Below are 16,163 nucleotides of genomic sequence, written 5' to 3' on the forward strand. Positions count from 1 at the left end.
ATCTATTCTCCTAACATAGTTTGACGTTCTTCAAGAGTTGCTGGGCGATGTTGATCGCGTTCAGGCACAAATTGAACATTATCATCACGCTTAGAACTATTAACAAAATGGGCAAAACGGATTTGTGCTGCTGGGTTATCCACTGTTTCTTTCCATTCGCAGACTACTAATTGTCGAACTCGATCCATCTCTTTTTCTAGTTCGGCATTAATACCTAACTTGTCATCAATAATCACACTACGTAAATAATCGATTCCTCCTTCAAGATTCTCAAACCAAACGGAAGTTCGTTGTAATTTATCAGCTGTGCGAATATAGAACATGATAAAACGATCCAAATAACGTATAAGCGTCTCTTTATCTAAATCCGCAGCAAGTAAATCAGCATGACGAGGCTTCATACCTCCATTACCACAAACATATAGATTCCAACCTTTTTCAGTAGCAATAACACCAATATCTTTACCTTGCGCCTCCGCACACTCCCGAGTACAACCTGAAACACCAAGTTTAAATTTATGAGGTGCTCTAATACCTTTATAACGATTTTCTAATTCAACGCCAAAACCGACACTATCGCCAACACCAAAACGACACCAAGTACTACCCACACATGTTTTAGCCATACGTAACGCCTTCGCATAGGCATGACCACTTTCAAAACCAGCGGCTATGAGCTCTTTCCAGATAGCTGGAAGATCGTCTTTTTGTGCACCGAATAAACCAATTCGCTGAGATCCGGTGATTTTCGAATACAGATTATATTTCCTTGCAATCTGGCCTATCGCAATTAAGCCTTCTGGTGTAATTTCACCACCAGCACTACGTGGGATAATGGAATAAGTACCATTTTTTTGGATGTTACCTAAAAAAATGTCATTACTATCCTGCAAAGGGACAAGATCTGGTTTAAGAATATAATTATTCCAACATGATGCTAATATTGACCCTATTGCTGGTTTACAGACTTCACAACCATAACCAGTACCATGTTTTGTAATCACTTCACTGAAAGAAGTTAATCCTTCAACTCGAATAAGATGGAAAAGCTCTTGACGAGAATATTTAAAATGTTCACAAAGGGCATGACTGACTTCAATACCTTGCTTAGCTAATTCTAAATTAAGGATTTGTGTTACTAATGGAATACAGCCACCACAGCCAGTACCTGCTTTCGTTTCGGCTTTAATTGCTGCCACCGTATGACAACCAGCATGAATAGCTTGCACAATTTTTGCTTTTGTTACATCAAAACAGGAACATATTTGTGCATTATCCGGCAAAGCATCAGCGCCTAATACAGGTTTAGCTCCGGCATGAGAAGGTAAAATTAAGCTATCAGGATGCTCTGGCAGATCCATATTATTAAGCATTAATTGTAATAAATTACTATAGTCTGCTGTATCACCAACTAATACAGCACCAAGCAATTTGCGATTATCATTTGAAACCACTAATTTTTTATAAACTGGGATATTTTCGTCTAAGTAAACATAACTCCGACAACCGAGCGTCTTAGCTTTGGCATCACCAATACTACCGACATCAACTCCCATTAACTTGAGTTTAGCACTCATATCAGCGCCTTCAAATTTAGCATTTTCGCCGATTAAATGGGCTAACGCGACCTGCGCCATTTTGTATCCAGGGGCAACAAGACCATAAACTTTACCTTGCCAACAAGCACATTCCCCAATCGCATAAATATCGGGATCTGATGTTTGACAATAATCGTTAACAACAATCCCACCACGAGGGCCAATATCAAGCTCACATGCTTTAGCTAATTGATCGCTAGGTCGAATGCCTGTTGAAAAAACAATAAAATCAATTTTAAGTGATGAACCATCAGCAAATTGCATAATTTTACCTGATGGTGTATGAATAATTTCTTGGGTATTTTTACTGGTATGAACACCAACCCCCATCTCCTCAATTTTTCGACGTAACTGTTCCCCCCCCATAGAATCAAGTTGCTCTGCCATTAACACTGGCGCAAATTCAACGACATGAGTTTCAATGCCTAAATTCTTTAGCGCCCCGGCAGCTTCAAGGCCAAGCAAACCGCCACCCACTACTGCGCCAGTTTTACAATTGCTGGCACAATTACGAATAGCATCAAGATCCTCAATAGTACGATAAACAAAACAATTTGTACCATCAGCACCTTTAATTGGTGGTACCCATGGATAAGATCCCGTTGCAATAATCAATTTATCATAAGAGATTATTCGTCCTGTTTGTGAATGCACTTCTTTACGTTGTCGGTTGATTAATATAACCCGCTCATTAAGTAGAATATTTATATCATTTTCTTGATATAAACCCTCTCTAACTAAAGATAATGCTTCTGCGGTATGTCCTGAAAAATAGGATGAAAGATGAACACGATCGTAAGCAACTCTAGGTTCTTGGCAAAAAATAGTGATGTTGAACTTATCAGCCTGCATTTTATCAATAATTTCTTCAACAAAACGATGGCCAACCATCCCATTGCCAATAATAACGAGATTGGTTTTACTCATAAAAAGCTCCAAATTTATTTTTAATTCAATTATTTAATTTTTATCTAATTGATATTTTAAGGAACTTTAAACAGAATATAATTATCCTCAAGGATTACCTCTTTAGTAGTAGATAAAATAATAATTTTGAAAACAATGAGTTATCATTTTTCACGATTTAAGTATCAAGTAACATTAGAATATTATTATGATAAACATCACAAATTACGAATAAAAAAAGATTGCCAATTAGGGTTAAATAAGTATAATTAGCCGACTAAATAAATTAGGTAATGACAATTGAATTACAATTCAAGAATACTTCCTTCTCGCGAGACTTTAGCAAAAGCACAAAGATTTAATGATGAAATTATTGAGGTTTCAGGCGTTGATCTTGTCTTAAGTTTAATCACTACCGCCGATTTAATTCGATCAAATATTTATGCACAACTAGCCAAAGATTATGATGTATCTGAAGGAAAATTTGCCTTGCTAATGTCATTGTATAGTGAAGGAGAAACTTGCGCTAGCGAGTTAGCATTAAGAGTTGGCGTAACACCAGCAACCGTTTCGGTAATGGTGAAACGAATGTTAGCAGCACGCGATCCTTTAATATCAATGACCAAAAGTGGAGAAGATGGCCGTTCTCGACTAATCACCCTTACTGCAACTGGGGTAAATCTTATCCAAAAAGCATTACCTAATCACTTGAAATCGATTCGTGCTTTTGCTCAAGTCTTAAATCCACAAGAGCAGGAATCTTTAATTGCAATGTTACGCAAATTATTGCGTAAATAATTGCCAATAATTATTCATAATCATGATATTTTAACAATATACTTAGCTGACTAAATAAATGAAAAATAAATTAAACTTAGATTTACCCAAAAACATTAAAATTCCTGCTATATTTTTATTGCTACTTCTATTTGGATCTACATTAATTTGTCTTGGTTCAAGAAATGATGCAGTAACTGTTGCTAAAAGTATCAAATCAGGGGTATTAACCGCTGATGAAATCAATGTTGCCTTTCAAAATGTAGGTGGAAAAGTGATTAAACGATTTGTCCAAGAATCACAATTCGTTAAAAAAGGCGACCCATTAATGCAACTTGAAGATATTGATACCAAGCTATCAGTTGATCGCTTGCAAGCACTAGTTGATAGTCAAACTGCTGCTGTTAATCAAGAACAAGCAGCAATCGAAATCACTGAAAATGAAATCAATCTTAATGAGTTATCAACATGGCGAAAAATTGAGGAAGTTAAAGCTAATCTTGAAGCGGCAAAGTCTGCTCGTGATCTAGCTAATACTGAGTTTCAACGCCATACTCAATTAAGAAAAACGGGCGGTACTTCTCAATCACAACTTGACGCTGCACGAAATGTCTACATTAGTACAAAAATGCAAGTGGTACAGATTGAAAGCCAATTATCAACCTTAATGATTGGAGCAACTCAAGACCAAATTAACCAGTTTGAACAAACTAGAAATGCTACGGGTATGACATTACAATCGATCACTATTGATCGACAAAAACTACAAAATCGTCAAAATCAGCTTGCTCAGATTAAAGCGCAATTAGCACAAGCTCAAGCTGATTTAAAACAATTACAAGTCAATTACGATCGACTAACATTAGTTGCGCCAGAAGATGGCAAAGTACTAAAGCTGATGTTTGAAGATGGTGAGATGGCACCTGCTGGAGCACCTGCTGTATTATTAGAAACTGATCGCAAATATGTCGATATCTATGTTAATGAAAAAATGGTCAATGATTATCAACCAGGCACAAAGGTGAAGGCGAATGTTATCGCATTAGATAAAACCGTAAAAGGCACCGTTCGATTTGCAACTGCTGCGCCATCATTTGCTGACTTACGCATGACGCGAGAACGTGGACAGGCCGATTTAACATCTTACCAAGTCAGAATTTATATGGAATCTATTCCACAACTATTAACCGGTATGACAATTGAGGTTGATCAATGATGCGACAAAACATCATTAAATCTATGCTTGAAGAGCTTGACGCTATGTTGTCAGGCCACTTCATTCCTTATTATAAAGTGTGCCTAGGTTTAGCAGCCATCGTATCACTTATTTTTTCAATTGTTCTGAGTCATGGTTCAGTTTTTGAAGGAAAAATTGCCGTTATAGATCTTGATGGTTCTAATTATTCAACTGAATTAATCAGTAAGGTAAATACATCACCATTTATTGAAATAACAGAAGTGATTCGATCGCCAGTTAATCCAATTACCTTGGTTTCACATGATCGTAATTTAGGCGTGTTATATATCCCTAAAGGGCTAGAAAAATCATTAAAGAAAGGGGACCGTACGGTTAAATTAGGTTATTTTGCTGATGACTCAAATGATGCCCAAAATGCTAAAGTAATGCAAAGCCTTAATGAAATTATCCCTGAATCAGGTGCAGAATTAAGTGTTGGTAAAGTCGCAGCATTAGGACTAGGTCGAGAAGCAACAGAAGCGACCTTATCACCAATGCAATTAAAAACGAGAACCATGTTTAATCCGGCTAGTTCATCAACAATATCCACTATTATCTATTTTGTTTACTTCTTTTCATCATTAACTTATGGATTAACCTCATTAATGATTATTGGTCGATTAAAAACCATGGGGATGTGGAATACAGTAATTGAACGTGGTTTTTTACCATTATTAGCCCGAACAGTGCCTTATGCCCTATTCTATACCACTGCTTTAACCTTGATTACGGCAATATTGGTAATATTCGGTCAACTACGTTTTGATGGTAACTATTTTACTTTCGTACCAAGCATTTTTATGACTGGTTTAGCTTTTGGTTGGTTAGGTTTACTACTATCTTGGAAAACTAACCATCCCGGCGAAGGAGCAAGTAAAATGATTTTCCTTGTTCCTCCCGGCTTTATTATGGGCGGTTCAACCATGGCAGTAGGCATTATGCCTATATGGGCCTTTTATGTTAGTCATGCCTTTCCATTAGTTTGGTTATTTCGCTTCTTCCGTGACATAGGTATACGCGGACGTTCATTTGTCGATATGTTATCAACATATGGTATCTTCATTATCTATTTAACCGTTATTGCTTTTGCCGTGATGATGTTTGTTAAGCGCAGTAAAAATAGCCAACCAGAATGAAAAAATAACCACAATTAAGTTATTGAAACACCAATCGGTGTTTCAATATCTATATCAACCTCTATATTCTCTTAGTTATAATTTTCGATTAACAATCTTATAAGCAATGAAATTTACAAATTTGTGACATAGATCACTCTAAACAATGAAAGCGGATATTTTTTTATTGTTTAGCTGTCTTTCTTTTATATGATTTCTCTTTTAAGTTAAAAATTTGAAAAATAACATTAATATTCTTTTTACTGCTTATCTTTCACATTGAAAGCTTTCGTTTTATTTTAAATGGAAATAATATTTCAATTTTTCCTTACCTAACCAATTTTGTGACCTATCTATCATTTTTCGATCCCTTATCTATGTTTAAATTTAATAAAGAAACGAAAGTCAAATGAGTGGTAGAAAATGAATAAAGAAATAATCAATACTTTACAACGTAGAGAAAAAATTATTCATTTACTTGATACAGAGAATACCGTATCAGTTAACAAATTAAGTAAATTATTTAAAGTATCAAGCGTTACCATCCGAAACGATTTAAGACACCTTGAAGAAAAAGGTTGTATATTGCGCTGTTATGGTGGAGCAATGTTAAATAAATCCTTTGCTTTAGATAAACCATTATTAGACAAAAGCCGTATCAATTCGAACATTAAAAATAAAATTGCTCAGCAAGCAGCTGAAATGGTTAATGATGGAGACCGAATCATTCTCGATTCAGGATCGACAACAGCAGCTATGGTTCCCTATTTACGTAACAAAAAAAACTTAATTGTTTTTACTAATGCAGTAAATATTGCCTATGAATTATCAAATAATAATGACATAGAAGTAATTATTGCTGGAGGGAACATCAGAAAAAAAGCTTACTCTATTTCCGGCCCTACAGTAGAACAACAATTAAGAATGTACCATTTTGACAAGCTTTTTTTAGGTGTTGATGGTTTTGATCTAAATGCTGGCATTACTACACCAAATTTCGGTGAAGCTAATGTCAACAAGGTAATGTGTCAAGTTTCAGAGCAAATTATCGCAATGACTGACTCAACAAAGTTCGGTCGTAAAAGTTTCTGTACGATTGAAAAAATTAATCTAATTAACACTATCATTACTGACACAAAAATTCCACAGGATTATCTAGAACAATTACATCAACTAGGAATAAATGTAGTCATTGTAGATTATTAAACTTTATAAATTTATTGGAATGATTAAAAAGGATATAGATTATGCAAAAATATTTGAATTATTCGTTAGATTGGTTAGAACAACACGGCGCTCAACATACTGCGAAAGAGATTTGTCAGCAACCACAAATTTGGCGAAATTTATTACAAATCATTTCACAACAGCAAAGTCAATTACAATCATTTTTACAACCTTTACTTTCCGATCCAAACTTAGAAATAATATTGACAGGTGCTGGCTCGTCCGCTTTTGGCGGTGTAGCTCTGGCACCATGGCTAAGAGAACAGACTCATCGTAACGTTCACGCTTATGCGACAACAGAGATTGTCACTAATCCTCAGCAATATTTATCACCAAATAAAAAAACGTTAATTGTCTCATTTGCGCGATCAGGAAATAGTCCAGAAAGTGTTGCTGCAGTCAAATTAGCAGATCAAATAGTTTCTGACTGTTATCATCTATTTTTAACCTGTAACCCAACCTGCGCATTAACAGAGTATGCGGCAAAAGAAAACGATTCTAAGCGTATTTTTCATCTAGTCATGCCTGAAGGAACTCATGACTTAAGCTTTGCAATGACGTCAAGTATAAGTAGTATGATGCTTGCCACCCTTCTACTACTAGACAAGCTTGATCTTGAAAAAGCACACAATGCTGTAATGGAAATTGCTAGTATTTGTGAAGACAAACTATCAAGCTGGCAATCAATAACTAAACAATTAGCTAGTAAAGAACATGATCGCGTTATCTATGTTGGTAGTAGCTGCTTCACAGGTATTGCACAAGAATCTGCATTAAAAATTTTAGAACTAACCGCCGGTAAAGTAGCAACCCGCTTTGATTCAATATTAGGGCTACGTCATGGCCCAAAATTTATGGTTGATACAAAAAGTTTAGTTGTCTGTTTTTTCTCAAGCGAACCATATGTTCACCAATACGATATTGACCTATTTAATGAACTTGTTCATGACAAAATTGCTGCCGACGTCATAGCTCTGACAAGTCAAGAGAGTACTAATCAACAGATATTATCGGTAGATTGCAAACTCCCTGATTGTTGGTTGATATTTCCTTATCTAGTTTTCGCACAAATGTTAGCGTTTGAAAAATCACTTTATCTTGGATTGACTCCAGATAACCCTTGTCCAACAGGAGAAGTAAATCGAGTAGTAAAAGGCGTTAATATTTATCCATTTAATAAAAACTAATTACCTGAATCTGTTAAACAAATAAACAAAAGGACTTAATAGCAATGAGCACACCTAATATTCTTATGACACGTATAGACAATCGTTTAGTTCATGGTCAAGTTGGCGTAACTTGGGTTAATGCACTTGGTGCGAATCTATTATTAGTCGCCAATGACAGTGCTTCGCAAGATCCAGTCCAACAAAATCTAATGGACATGGTTATTGCTGAAGGCATTCAAACTCGTTATTTTACCTTACAAAAAACTATCGACATTATTGGCAAAGCCGCTGAAAGACAAAAGATTTTTATTGTCTGTAAAACACCACAAGATGTATTAACCCTCGTTAAAGGTGGCGTACCAATCAAATTTGTCAATGTTGGTAATATGCATTTTTCCGAAGGTAAAAAACAAATTCATAAAACAGTTTCTGTCGATGAATCAGATATCGCAGCATTTAAAGAACTTGAACAATTAGGTGTAACTTGCGAAATCCGCCGAGTACCTGATGAAGCTGGCGAAAAAATTGCGGATTTAATCAATCTATCTTAACTTGAGGGAGCATACTATGTTAATGGATGCATTATTAATTGGACTTCTAGCTGGTATAGCTGGCGTAGATTTATTTGATGGCCTGACTCATTTACACAGACCTATCGTAATAGGGCCGTTAGTTGGATTAATTTTAGGCGATGTTACAACCGGTTTATATGTTGGAGGATCATTAGAACTGGTATGGATGGGAATGGTACCGCTAGCAGGAGCACAACCACCTAATGTGGTTATTGGTGGTGTGATTGGTACCAGTTTTGCAATCTTAACTCATGCAGATCCTAAAGTTGCAATAGGTATTGCCGTACCATTTGCTATTGCAGTACAAGGATGTATCACTATTTTATTCACCATATACTCACCAATGATGCATAAATGTGATCGCTTCGTTGATCAACTCAATTTTAAAGGAATTGAATGGGTAAACTATCTTGGCATGATTATTCTTTTTTGTTTCTATTTTATTGTTGCTTTCTTACCTATCTACTTTGGTGCTGACGCAGCAACAGCACTAGTTAAAAAATCACCACAATGGTTGCTTGATGGACTTAGTGTTGCTGGTGGTATGATGCCGGCCATCGGTTTTGCAATGTTAATGAAAATTATGATGAAGAAAACCTATATTGCTTATTTCATTTTAGGTTTTCTTGGTGTGACTTTCCTTAATTTACCAATTTTAGCGATTGCATTAGGCGCTCTAGCTATAGCAATGATTGATTTCTTTAATTATGGCCGTGAAAACAACGATAGTAACAAGCCAGTAAGCTCAGATTCAATGGAGGTGGAAGATGGAATTTAATAACGATCACGATAAAAAAATGGCCGAGAAAGAAGCAAAACGTATGGAACAAGCATTAGCGACAAGTAAAGCCACAGCCGATACTTTTTATGATCAAAGCCAAGATGTAACACTAACCAAAGGTGATATTAACCGAATGGCGTTTCGTTCCCTTGCTTTACAAGCGTCATTCAACTATGAACGTATGCAAGCTGGAGGTTGGCTTTATACTATCTTGCCAGCATTACGTAAAATACATAAAAACCAAGATGACCTTAAAAATTCGATGCATATGCATATGGAATTTATTAATGTCCATCCTTTTGATGCCACTTTCCTTTCAGGATTAGTTCTTGCCATGGAAAAAGGCAAAGAAAATATTTCAACTATACGCGCGGTGAAAGTCGCTTTAATGGGACCTTTAGGTGGAATAGGAGACGCATTATTTTGGTTAACTTTACTGCCAATATGCGCTGGAATTGGTGCATCATTAGCCTTAGAAGGTAGTTTTTTTGGGCCAATAATTTTCCTACTAATGTTTAATATTGTACATTTTGGCTTACGTTTTGGTTTAGCTCATTATGGCTATCATGCTGGTACCAGTGCTTTACCTTTATTAAAAACGCATACTAAACGTATCTCACATGCTGCATCTATAATCGGTATGACAGTAATAGGAGCATTAGTTGCCTCATATGTACATTTATCTACGCCATTAGAAATAAATGCAGGACAGGCTCATGTTGCGCTACAAGCTGATGTATTAGATAAATTGATGCCAAATATATTACCACTTGGCTTTACCTTAATTGTTTATAGTTTGATGAAACGTAATTTCTCACCAGTAAAACTAATTGGTTTAACGGTTATTATTGGTGTTGTAGGTAAATTAGTCGGATTTTTATAGAGGGAATTATGTTAGGAATAATATTAACCGGCCACGGTAGCTTTGCTACCGGGCTTTACGAAGCCGCCACACAAATTATTGGTAAACAACCACAATTTACGGCTATAAATTTTCCTGATGGTATGAGTAGCGAACAATTAGAGGAACAATTGCACCAAGCATTTCAGGAAACTAATTGTGGTGACGGCGTTTTATTTTTAACTGATATTGTCGGTGGTTCACCATTTCGATTAGCGGCGGTCCTAAGTTATCAACACAAAAATATTGAAGTAATTAGCGGTGTTAATATGCCACTGTTACTTGAAATTTTGTTACTACGTGAAAATTTAGATATCACAACCATTCGTCAAGAAACTATTGAAAATGGTAGACAAACAATAACTAGCTTATGGCATGAACATCAAAAACAATCAACTATTGATAAGGAATGTTCTGATGGAATTTAAACAAATTTGCGCTCAAAAGGTTTTAACACCTGTTGGTTGGATTGATAATGCAATTATCAGTATTAATAATGGAAAAATTATTGATATTCAGCCTAATGATAAGCCTTGTACGAACCAAATAAAACTGTTACCAGCGCTCATAGATACCCATATTCATGGTGTCATGGGCGCTGACACTATGGATGCTACTCATGAATCATTAAATACCATAAGCTGTTTTTTAGCAAAACACGGAGTGGGTGCTTTTTTAGCAACAACAGTAACTGAAAGTTATGAAAAGATTGAAGCAGCATTAATACAAGTCAAAAACAGTATAAAAAAAGGCGTTTCAGGCGCAACAATATTAGGTTCGTATTTAGAAGGACCTTTTTTTAGTGATATACATAAGGGCGCTCATCCTGAAGAGTTTCTATGCGCACCGGATCGAGCAATAATTGAAAAATGGTTATCATTGGCTGAAGGGACATTAAAATGCATTGCTCTAGCACCAGAATACCCAAATGCCCTCGCTATTATCAAATGGCTAAATGAACAAAATATCCGTGTTATGTTAGGTCATACTAATGCCGACTATCAAACAACTAAAGATGCAATATTAGCTGGTGCCAGCGGCGTGGTACATTGCTATAACGGTATGTCCGGATTACATCATAGACAACCAGGAGTTGTTGGTGCAGCATTAAGTATCGATAACTGTCAAACCGAAATTATTGCCGATGGACATCATGTTCATCCAGCTGCGATTAACATCGCCCATAAATGTTGTGGAAAAAATCTGTTACTAATTACTGATGCGATGCAAGCAACGGGAATGCCAAATGGCGATTATTATCTAGGTAAATTACAAGTACATATGCAAGATGGTGTTGTTCGGACTAACAATGGTGGTTTAGCTGGTAGCACATTGACCCTTGAGAATGCGGTAACTAATTTTGCTGATTATACTAATATGCCTTTCGAACAAGCTTGGTTGCATGGTAGTTATTATCCAGCTAAAGCATTAGGAATTGACGATATTTTAGGTAGTATTGCACCGAACAAATTAGCCAATTTAGTATTATTAAATGATGATAATCAAATTGTTGCAACCATTATAAACGGTAATGTTGTTTATCAAACATCAGCTGATCTTAGCAATATTTTGATTTAAAAATCTATACACTTTTTTAACAAAATTAAGAGGTATAAAGGTTAATCGTGTAGACGTTTATATGTCTATTAAATCTATTTTCTTTCCTCTTATTATATTAGGATCGATAAGTAATATAGAGTAAAAATATACTATTTAATTGAAGTAATTATTGGTGTTTACCTCCTACTTATCACAAGCAATATCATGGTGATCTTATCTCCTCGAACGTTACTTAAGAGGTTATTTATGCGAAAATTAAAATTAATATTAGGCCTATCTTTTGCTTTATCTTTCTCAACACAAGCATTAGAAACAATAGATAATTATACATTAGAACAAGTGGTGGTTTTCAGCCGTCATGGATTGCGAGCTCCATTAGCTAGCCCAAATAGTACTTTAGGTAAAGTAACTCCTAATCAATGGCCACAATGGGATACACCTGCTAGTTATTTAACTACCCGAGGTGGAGTATTAGAAAGTTATTTTGGACATTATTTTAGTGAATGGTTAGTTGATAATAAATTATTAAGCGAAAATACATGTCCAACAGAAAAAGAAGTATATATTTATACTAATAGCTTACAACGAACTATCGCAACTGGTCAGTACTTTGCGGTTGGCGCTTTTCCTGGTTGCATTGTTCCAATTGTTCATAAAGAAAAATTAGGGACTATGGATCCTACATTCTTTCCTGTAATTAAAGATGATAGCCCAACATTTAAAGAGTCTGCCATTGCATCAATCAATCAAATTGCTGATGCAAATGGTATTGAAGGATTAAATAAAAAATTGGATAACGCCTATAATGACATGTCCAAAATAATCAATTATGCAAATTCGGCAAATTGTCTAAATGATAAACAATGTGATTTTACTGCGTTACCAACCAAACTCATTATTGAAAAAGGCAAAGAACCCGGTATAACAGGCCCGCTTCGTACTGGAACATCAATTGCGGATGCCTTTATATTACAATATTACGAAGGGGCACCATTAACAGATATAGCCTGGGGTAAAATAAAGAATAACGAGCAGTTTGAGAAATTAGTCGCTATCAAAGAAAATTATAATACCGTATTATTTGGTTCGCCTGTTGTAGCCAAACAAATCGCAGCCAATTTAGTTAATTATATCAATCAAACATTTTCAGAAAAAAACAACAAAAGCAAATTTACGTTTTTAGTCGGCCATGACTCAAATGTTGCATCACTATTTTCCGCCATAAAAATTAAGTCGTATACACTGGCAAATCAATTTGAAACTACGCCAATTGGTGGAAAAGTTGTATTTCAAAAATGGCGCGATAACAAGACTGGTGAAGAATTAATGAAAATTGAATATTTTTATCAGTCAACCGATCAAATTCGTAATTTGACCCAATTAAATAGGAAAACTCCTCCACAAAAAATTGTATTAGAAATGGAAAATTGTCCAATTAATAAAGATGGTTTTTGTTCATTTTCTGCATTTAAACAAATCATGAATGATGTTACTAAATAATGCTTGATATATTGATTGTATGCTTAGGTTTTTGGGCATACAATCAAAAAGTTATTATTTAATCGTTATATTAGTAATTTATACTTAAATCATGACTTATCAAAGTCGACACACTATCTAAAAAGTTACCACAACTTTAATAACTAATTTAATCAATATAGATGTAACATTTTGATTATAAAAATTATTTTCAAATCGTTAACTAGCAACTAGTTTCATATCTACAAGCCCCAGTACATTCACTTTAACTTGGTTGCCAAAAATGGCTATAAATAATAGCGAAAACAACAAAACAAAGAAAAATAGCTACATGAATATTTTTTGATCGCAAATAAAAATATGATCTAGGTCACAAAAGAAACTTTTTTATATTGCAATAAAAGATTATAGTGACAAAATGTTACCCGTAACAGAATGGTTTAGAGAATCAGCTAATGACCGAAAAAAAGAAAAATATTTTCATTTTTATGGGAGTATCTGGGAGTGGTAAATCAGTTGTTGCTAAACAAATTGCCGATAACCTAAATGCGGCTTTTTTAGATGGCGACTTTCTACATCCCAAAGCCAATATATTAAAAATGCGTAGTGGTATTCCGCTAAATGATGAAGATAGGCTGCCGTGGCTAAATCTAATTAGTAACGCCGCATTTGCGATGAGTAACGTCAATGATGTTTCGATCATAATTTGTTCCGCATTAAAACAACAATATCGAGATATTATTCGTGGCGAAAATGAAAATATTCACTTTATTTACCTAAAAGGAAGTTTTGCGGTTATTGAACAGCGTCTAGCTGAACGTAAAGGACATTACCAAAAATCTGGCATGTTACAGTCACAATTTGACACCTTAGAAGAACCTACTGCCGATGAAAAAGATGTCTATGCCATCAATATTGAACAATCGCTAATTGATGTTATTAATGAAACTACGCAGGTTATTAATTCAATATGTAATTGTGAATAAATTTATAATAATAAAAAATAAAAAGATCGGAGAGGTTAATGTGAATTCCACTATTTTAGCTGTAACGCAGCGAATTATTAATCGTTCTAAAGCATCACGTGAGGCTTATTTACAAAAAATAGAACACGCTATGTTAAAAAAAGTCACTCGTGCAAGTTTACCTTGTAGCAACTTAGCACATGGCTTTGCTGCTTGTTGTTTAGATGATAAAAATGATCTTAAAAATATACTAAAAAGTAATATCGGCATTATCAGTTCTTATAATGACATGTTATCTGCACATAAACCTTATGAATATTACCCCGAACAAATTCGCAAAGTATTACATGAAATAGGTGCTGTTGGTCAAATGGCCGGTGGCGTACCCGCCATGTGTGATGGAGTAACACAAGGTGAACCAGGGATGGAAATTTCCCTTATGAGCCGAGATGTCATTGCAATGTCAGTTGCTGTTGGCTTGTCGCATAATATGTTTGATGGTGCTCTTTATCTTGGTGTTTGCGATAAAATTTTACCAGGGTTATTTATTGGCGCTCTATCTTTTGGGCATTTACCGGCTATCTTTGTCCCTTCAGGACCAATGCCTTCAGGCCTATCGAATAAAGAAAAAGTCCGTATTCGCCAACTTTATTCAGAAGGAAAAGCATCACGTGAAGATCTATTAGAATCTGAATCTGCATCATACCATTCTAGCGGAACCTGTACTTTCTATGGTACCGCGAATAGTAACCAAATGGTCATTGAATTAATGGGTTTACATTTACCTGGCGCAGCCTTTGTACATCCAGAAACAGCATTACGTTACGAATTAACAAATGCAGCAGCAAAACAGATTACGCGCTTAACAAACCAATCAGGTAATTATATGCCTGTCGGTAAAATGGTTGATGAAAAAGTCATTGTTAATGGCTTAGTTGCTCTATTAGCAACAGGTGGGTCAACCAACCTAACCATGCATATTGTTGCTATGGCTAAAGCTGCTGGTATTATTATTAATTGGGATGATATTTCTGATTTATCAACTGTTGTACCGCTACTTAGTCGAATATACCCAAATGGACCAGCTGATATCAATTATTTCCAAGCGGCTGGTGGAACGTCATTACTAGTAAGAGAATTATTAGCTGGAGGCTTATTACATGAAGATGTTGAAACAGTTGTGGGGCGTGGATTAAGCCGTTATACCAAAGAACCAATTTTAGAAAATGGCAAACTCATCTTCCGTGAAGGCCCAACCAAATCTTTAGATGAAAATGTGATTGCTTCAATTAAAAAACCTTTCAATTCCCATGGTGGACTAAAGGTCATGTCGGGCAATTTAGGTCGAGCCATAATGAAAACGTCTGCTGTTACTGCTGAGCATCAAATTATTGAAGCACCTGCAGTAGTTTTTAACAGTCAATATGATTTAGATGCAGAGTATAAAGCTGGCAATCTCAATAAAGATTGTGTTGTAGTTGTACGTTATCAAGGTCCAAAAGCAATCGGTATGCCTGAACTGCATAAATTAATAACACCATTGGGTGTGTTACAAGATCGCGGTTATAAAGTTGCCTTATTAACTGATGGCCGCTTATCTGGCGCCTCAGGTAAAGTACCAGCGGCAATTCATGTCACCCCTGAAGCTTATGCTGGAGGATTATTGAGCAAAGTACAACAAGGTGACATGATTCGAGTCAACGGTCAAACTGGCGAAATCACATTATTGGTCGACGAAGCTGAACTAGCAATGCGACAAGCAGAACCAATCGATCTAACTGATTCACATCAAGGTTTTGGTCGAGAACTTTATTCGGTTATTAGAGAGAATCTTACTTCAGCGGAAGAAGGCGCCGTTAGCTTTTAATTCAACTTA

14 protein-coding genes are annotated in these 16,163 nt (G+C 35.6%); 13 read left to right on the forward strand and 1 reads right to left on the reverse strand.

The genetic code is table 11. The features are described from left to right. Positions 1-2: 2 nt before the first annotated feature. Positions 3-2,525: a nitrite reductase large subunit NirB gene (gene nirB / locus H3T80_RS10620; protein ID WP_198201663.1), complete on the reverse strand. Its 2,523-nt coding sequence runs from the start codon at positions 2,523-2,525 to the stop codon at positions 3-5. Between the two features lie 279 nt (positions 2,526-2,804). On the opposite strand from nirB, the gene H3T80_RS10625 reads away from it, so the two are divergent. The 13 genes from H3T80_RS10625 (at position 2,805) to edd (ending at position 16,154) form a co-directional block, all read left to right on the forward strand. Further along, a complete protein-coding gene (locus H3T80_RS10625) occupies positions 2,805-3,302 on the forward strand; it encodes a MarR family winged helix-turn-helix transcriptional regulator (protein ID WP_198201664.1) in 498 nt (165 codons plus the stop codon). A gap of 58 nt (positions 3,303-3,360) precedes the next feature. After that, complete coding sequence (locus H3T80_RS10630) at positions 3,361-4,497, forward strand: HlyD family secretion protein (RefSeq protein WP_086362643.1); 1,137 nt, start codon at positions 3,361-3,363, stop codon at positions 4,495-4,497. Then, entirely contained in the window at positions 4,494-5,654 is a 1,161-nt protein-coding gene (locus H3T80_RS10635; protein ID WP_198201665.1) for an ABC transporter permease, read from the forward strand. Before H3T80_RS10630 ends, H3T80_RS10635 begins: the two co-directional genes overlap by 4 nt. A gap of 402 nt (positions 5,655-6,056) precedes the next feature. Continuing rightward, on the forward strand, positions 6,057-6,839 hold the full coding sequence (gene agaR, locus H3T80_RS10640; protein WP_198201666.1) for a transcriptional repressor AgaR: 783 nt from the start codon (positions 6,057-6,059) through the stop codon (positions 6,837-6,839). Positions 6,840-6,880: 41 nt separating this feature from the next. After that, positions 6,881-8,047 carry an SIS domain-containing protein gene (locus H3T80_RS10645; protein WP_198201667.1) on the forward strand — a complete coding sequence of 389 codons (1,167 nt, stop codon included), beginning with the start codon at positions 6,881-6,883 and terminating at the stop codon, positions 8,045-8,047. A gap of 44 nt (positions 8,048-8,091) precedes the next feature. After that, the gene (agaV, locus tag H3T80_RS10650; protein ID WP_086362646.1) at positions 8,092-8,580 is read left to right on the forward strand and encodes a PTS N-acetylgalactosamine transporter subunit IIB; all 489 of its coding nucleotides are present in this window, start codon (positions 8,092-8,094) and stop codon (positions 8,578-8,580) included. 16 nt (positions 8,581-8,596) lie between these two features. Continuing rightward, positions 8,597-9,379: a PTS N-acetylgalactosamine transporter subunit IIC gene (agaW, locus tag H3T80_RS10655; protein WP_086362647.1), complete on the forward strand. Its 783-nt coding sequence runs from the start codon at positions 8,597-8,599 to the stop codon at positions 9,377-9,379. Further along, positions 9,369-10,265 carry a PTS system mannose/fructose/sorbose family transporter subunit IID gene (locus tag H3T80_RS10660; RefSeq protein ID WP_110446982.1) on the forward strand — a complete coding sequence of 299 codons (897 nt, stop codon included), beginning with the start codon at positions 9,369-9,371 and terminating at the stop codon, positions 10,263-10,265. The genes agaW and H3T80_RS10660 overlap by 11 nt, the downstream gene beginning before the upstream one ends. Before the next feature lie 8 nt (positions 10,266-10,273). Then, the gene (agaF, locus tag H3T80_RS10665; RefSeq protein WP_198201668.1) at positions 10,274-10,711 is read left to right on the forward strand and encodes a PTS galactosamine/N-acetylgalactosamine transporter subunit IIA; all 438 of its coding nucleotides are present in this window, start codon (positions 10,274-10,276) and stop codon (positions 10,709-10,711) included. Continuing rightward, complete coding sequence (gene nagA / locus H3T80_RS10670; RefSeq protein WP_198201669.1) at positions 10,701-11,861, forward strand: N-acetylglucosamine-6-phosphate deacetylase; 1,161 nt, start codon at positions 10,701-10,703, stop codon at positions 11,859-11,861. Before agaF ends, nagA begins: the two co-directional genes overlap by 11 nt. Before the next feature lie 228 nt (positions 11,862-12,089). Beyond that, entirely contained in the window at positions 12,090-13,343 is a 1,254-nt protein-coding gene (gene agp / locus H3T80_RS10675; RefSeq protein WP_198201670.1) for a bifunctional glucose-1-phosphatase/inositol phosphatase, read from the forward strand. A gap of 434 nt (positions 13,344-13,777) precedes the next feature. Then, positions 13,778-14,308 (forward strand): gluconokinase, GntK/IdnK-type, encoded by a 531-nt coding sequence (locus H3T80_RS10680; protein WP_181414607.1) that lies wholly within the window; start codon positions 13,778-13,780, stop codon positions 14,306-14,308. Positions 14,309-14,348: 40 nt separating this feature from the next. Continuing rightward, a complete protein-coding gene (gene edd, locus H3T80_RS10685; protein ID WP_198201671.1) occupies positions 14,349-16,154 on the forward strand; it encodes a phosphogluconate dehydratase in 1,806 nt (601 codons plus the stop codon). The last annotated feature ends 9 nt before the right edge of the window (positions 16,155-16,163 follow it).

This window comes from Gilliamella sp. W8145 (genome assembly GCF_016101145.1).
GTDB lineage: Bacteria > Pseudomonadota > Gammaproteobacteria > Enterobacterales > Orbaceae > Gilliamella > Gilliamella apis_A.

What these genes read in the sequence shown, in the direction of transcription:
- nirB (WP_198201663.1), bottom strand. Translation starts at nt 2,525, where the DNA reads ATGAGTAAAACCAATCTCGTTATTATTGGCAATGGGATGGTTGGCCAT.
- H3T80_RS10630 (WP_086362643.1), top strand. Translation starts at nt 3,361, where the DNA reads ATGAAAAATAAATTAAACTTAGATTTACCCAAAAACATTAAAATTCCT.
- H3T80_RS10635 (WP_198201665.1), top strand. Translation starts at nt 4,494, where the DNA reads ATGATGCGACAAAACATCATTAAATCTATGCTTGAAGAGCTTGACGCT.
- agaR (WP_198201666.1), top strand. Translation starts at nt 6,057, where the DNA reads ATGAATAAAGAAATAATCAATACTTTACAACGTAGAGAAAAAATTATT.
- H3T80_RS10645 (WP_198201667.1), top strand. Translation starts at nt 6,881, where the DNA reads ATGCAAAAATATTTGAATTATTCGTTAGATTGGTTAGAACAACACGGC.
- agaV (WP_086362646.1), top strand. Translation starts at nt 8,092, where the DNA reads ATGAGCACACCTAATATTCTTATGACACGTATAGACAATCGTTTAGTT.
- agaW (WP_086362647.1), top strand. Translation starts at nt 8,597, where the DNA reads ATGTTAATGGATGCATTATTAATTGGACTTCTAGCTGGTATAGCTGGC.
- H3T80_RS10660 (WP_110446982.1), top strand. Translation starts at nt 9,369, where the DNA reads ATGGAATTTAATAACGATCACGATAAAAAAATGGCCGAGAAAGAAGCA.
- agaF (WP_198201668.1), top strand. Translation starts at nt 10,274, where the DNA reads ATGTTAGGAATAATATTAACCGGCCACGGTAGCTTTGCTACCGGGCTT.
- nagA (WP_198201669.1), top strand. Translation starts at nt 10,701, where the DNA reads ATGGAATTTAAACAAATTTGCGCTCAAAAGGTTTTAACACCTGTTGGT.
- agp (WP_198201670.1), top strand. Translation starts at nt 12,090, where the DNA reads ATGCGAAAATTAAAATTAATATTAGGCCTATCTTTTGCTTTATCTTTC.
- H3T80_RS10680 (WP_181414607.1), top strand. Translation starts at nt 13,778, where the DNA reads ATGACCGAAAAAAAGAAAAATATTTTCATTTTTATGGGAGTATCTGGG.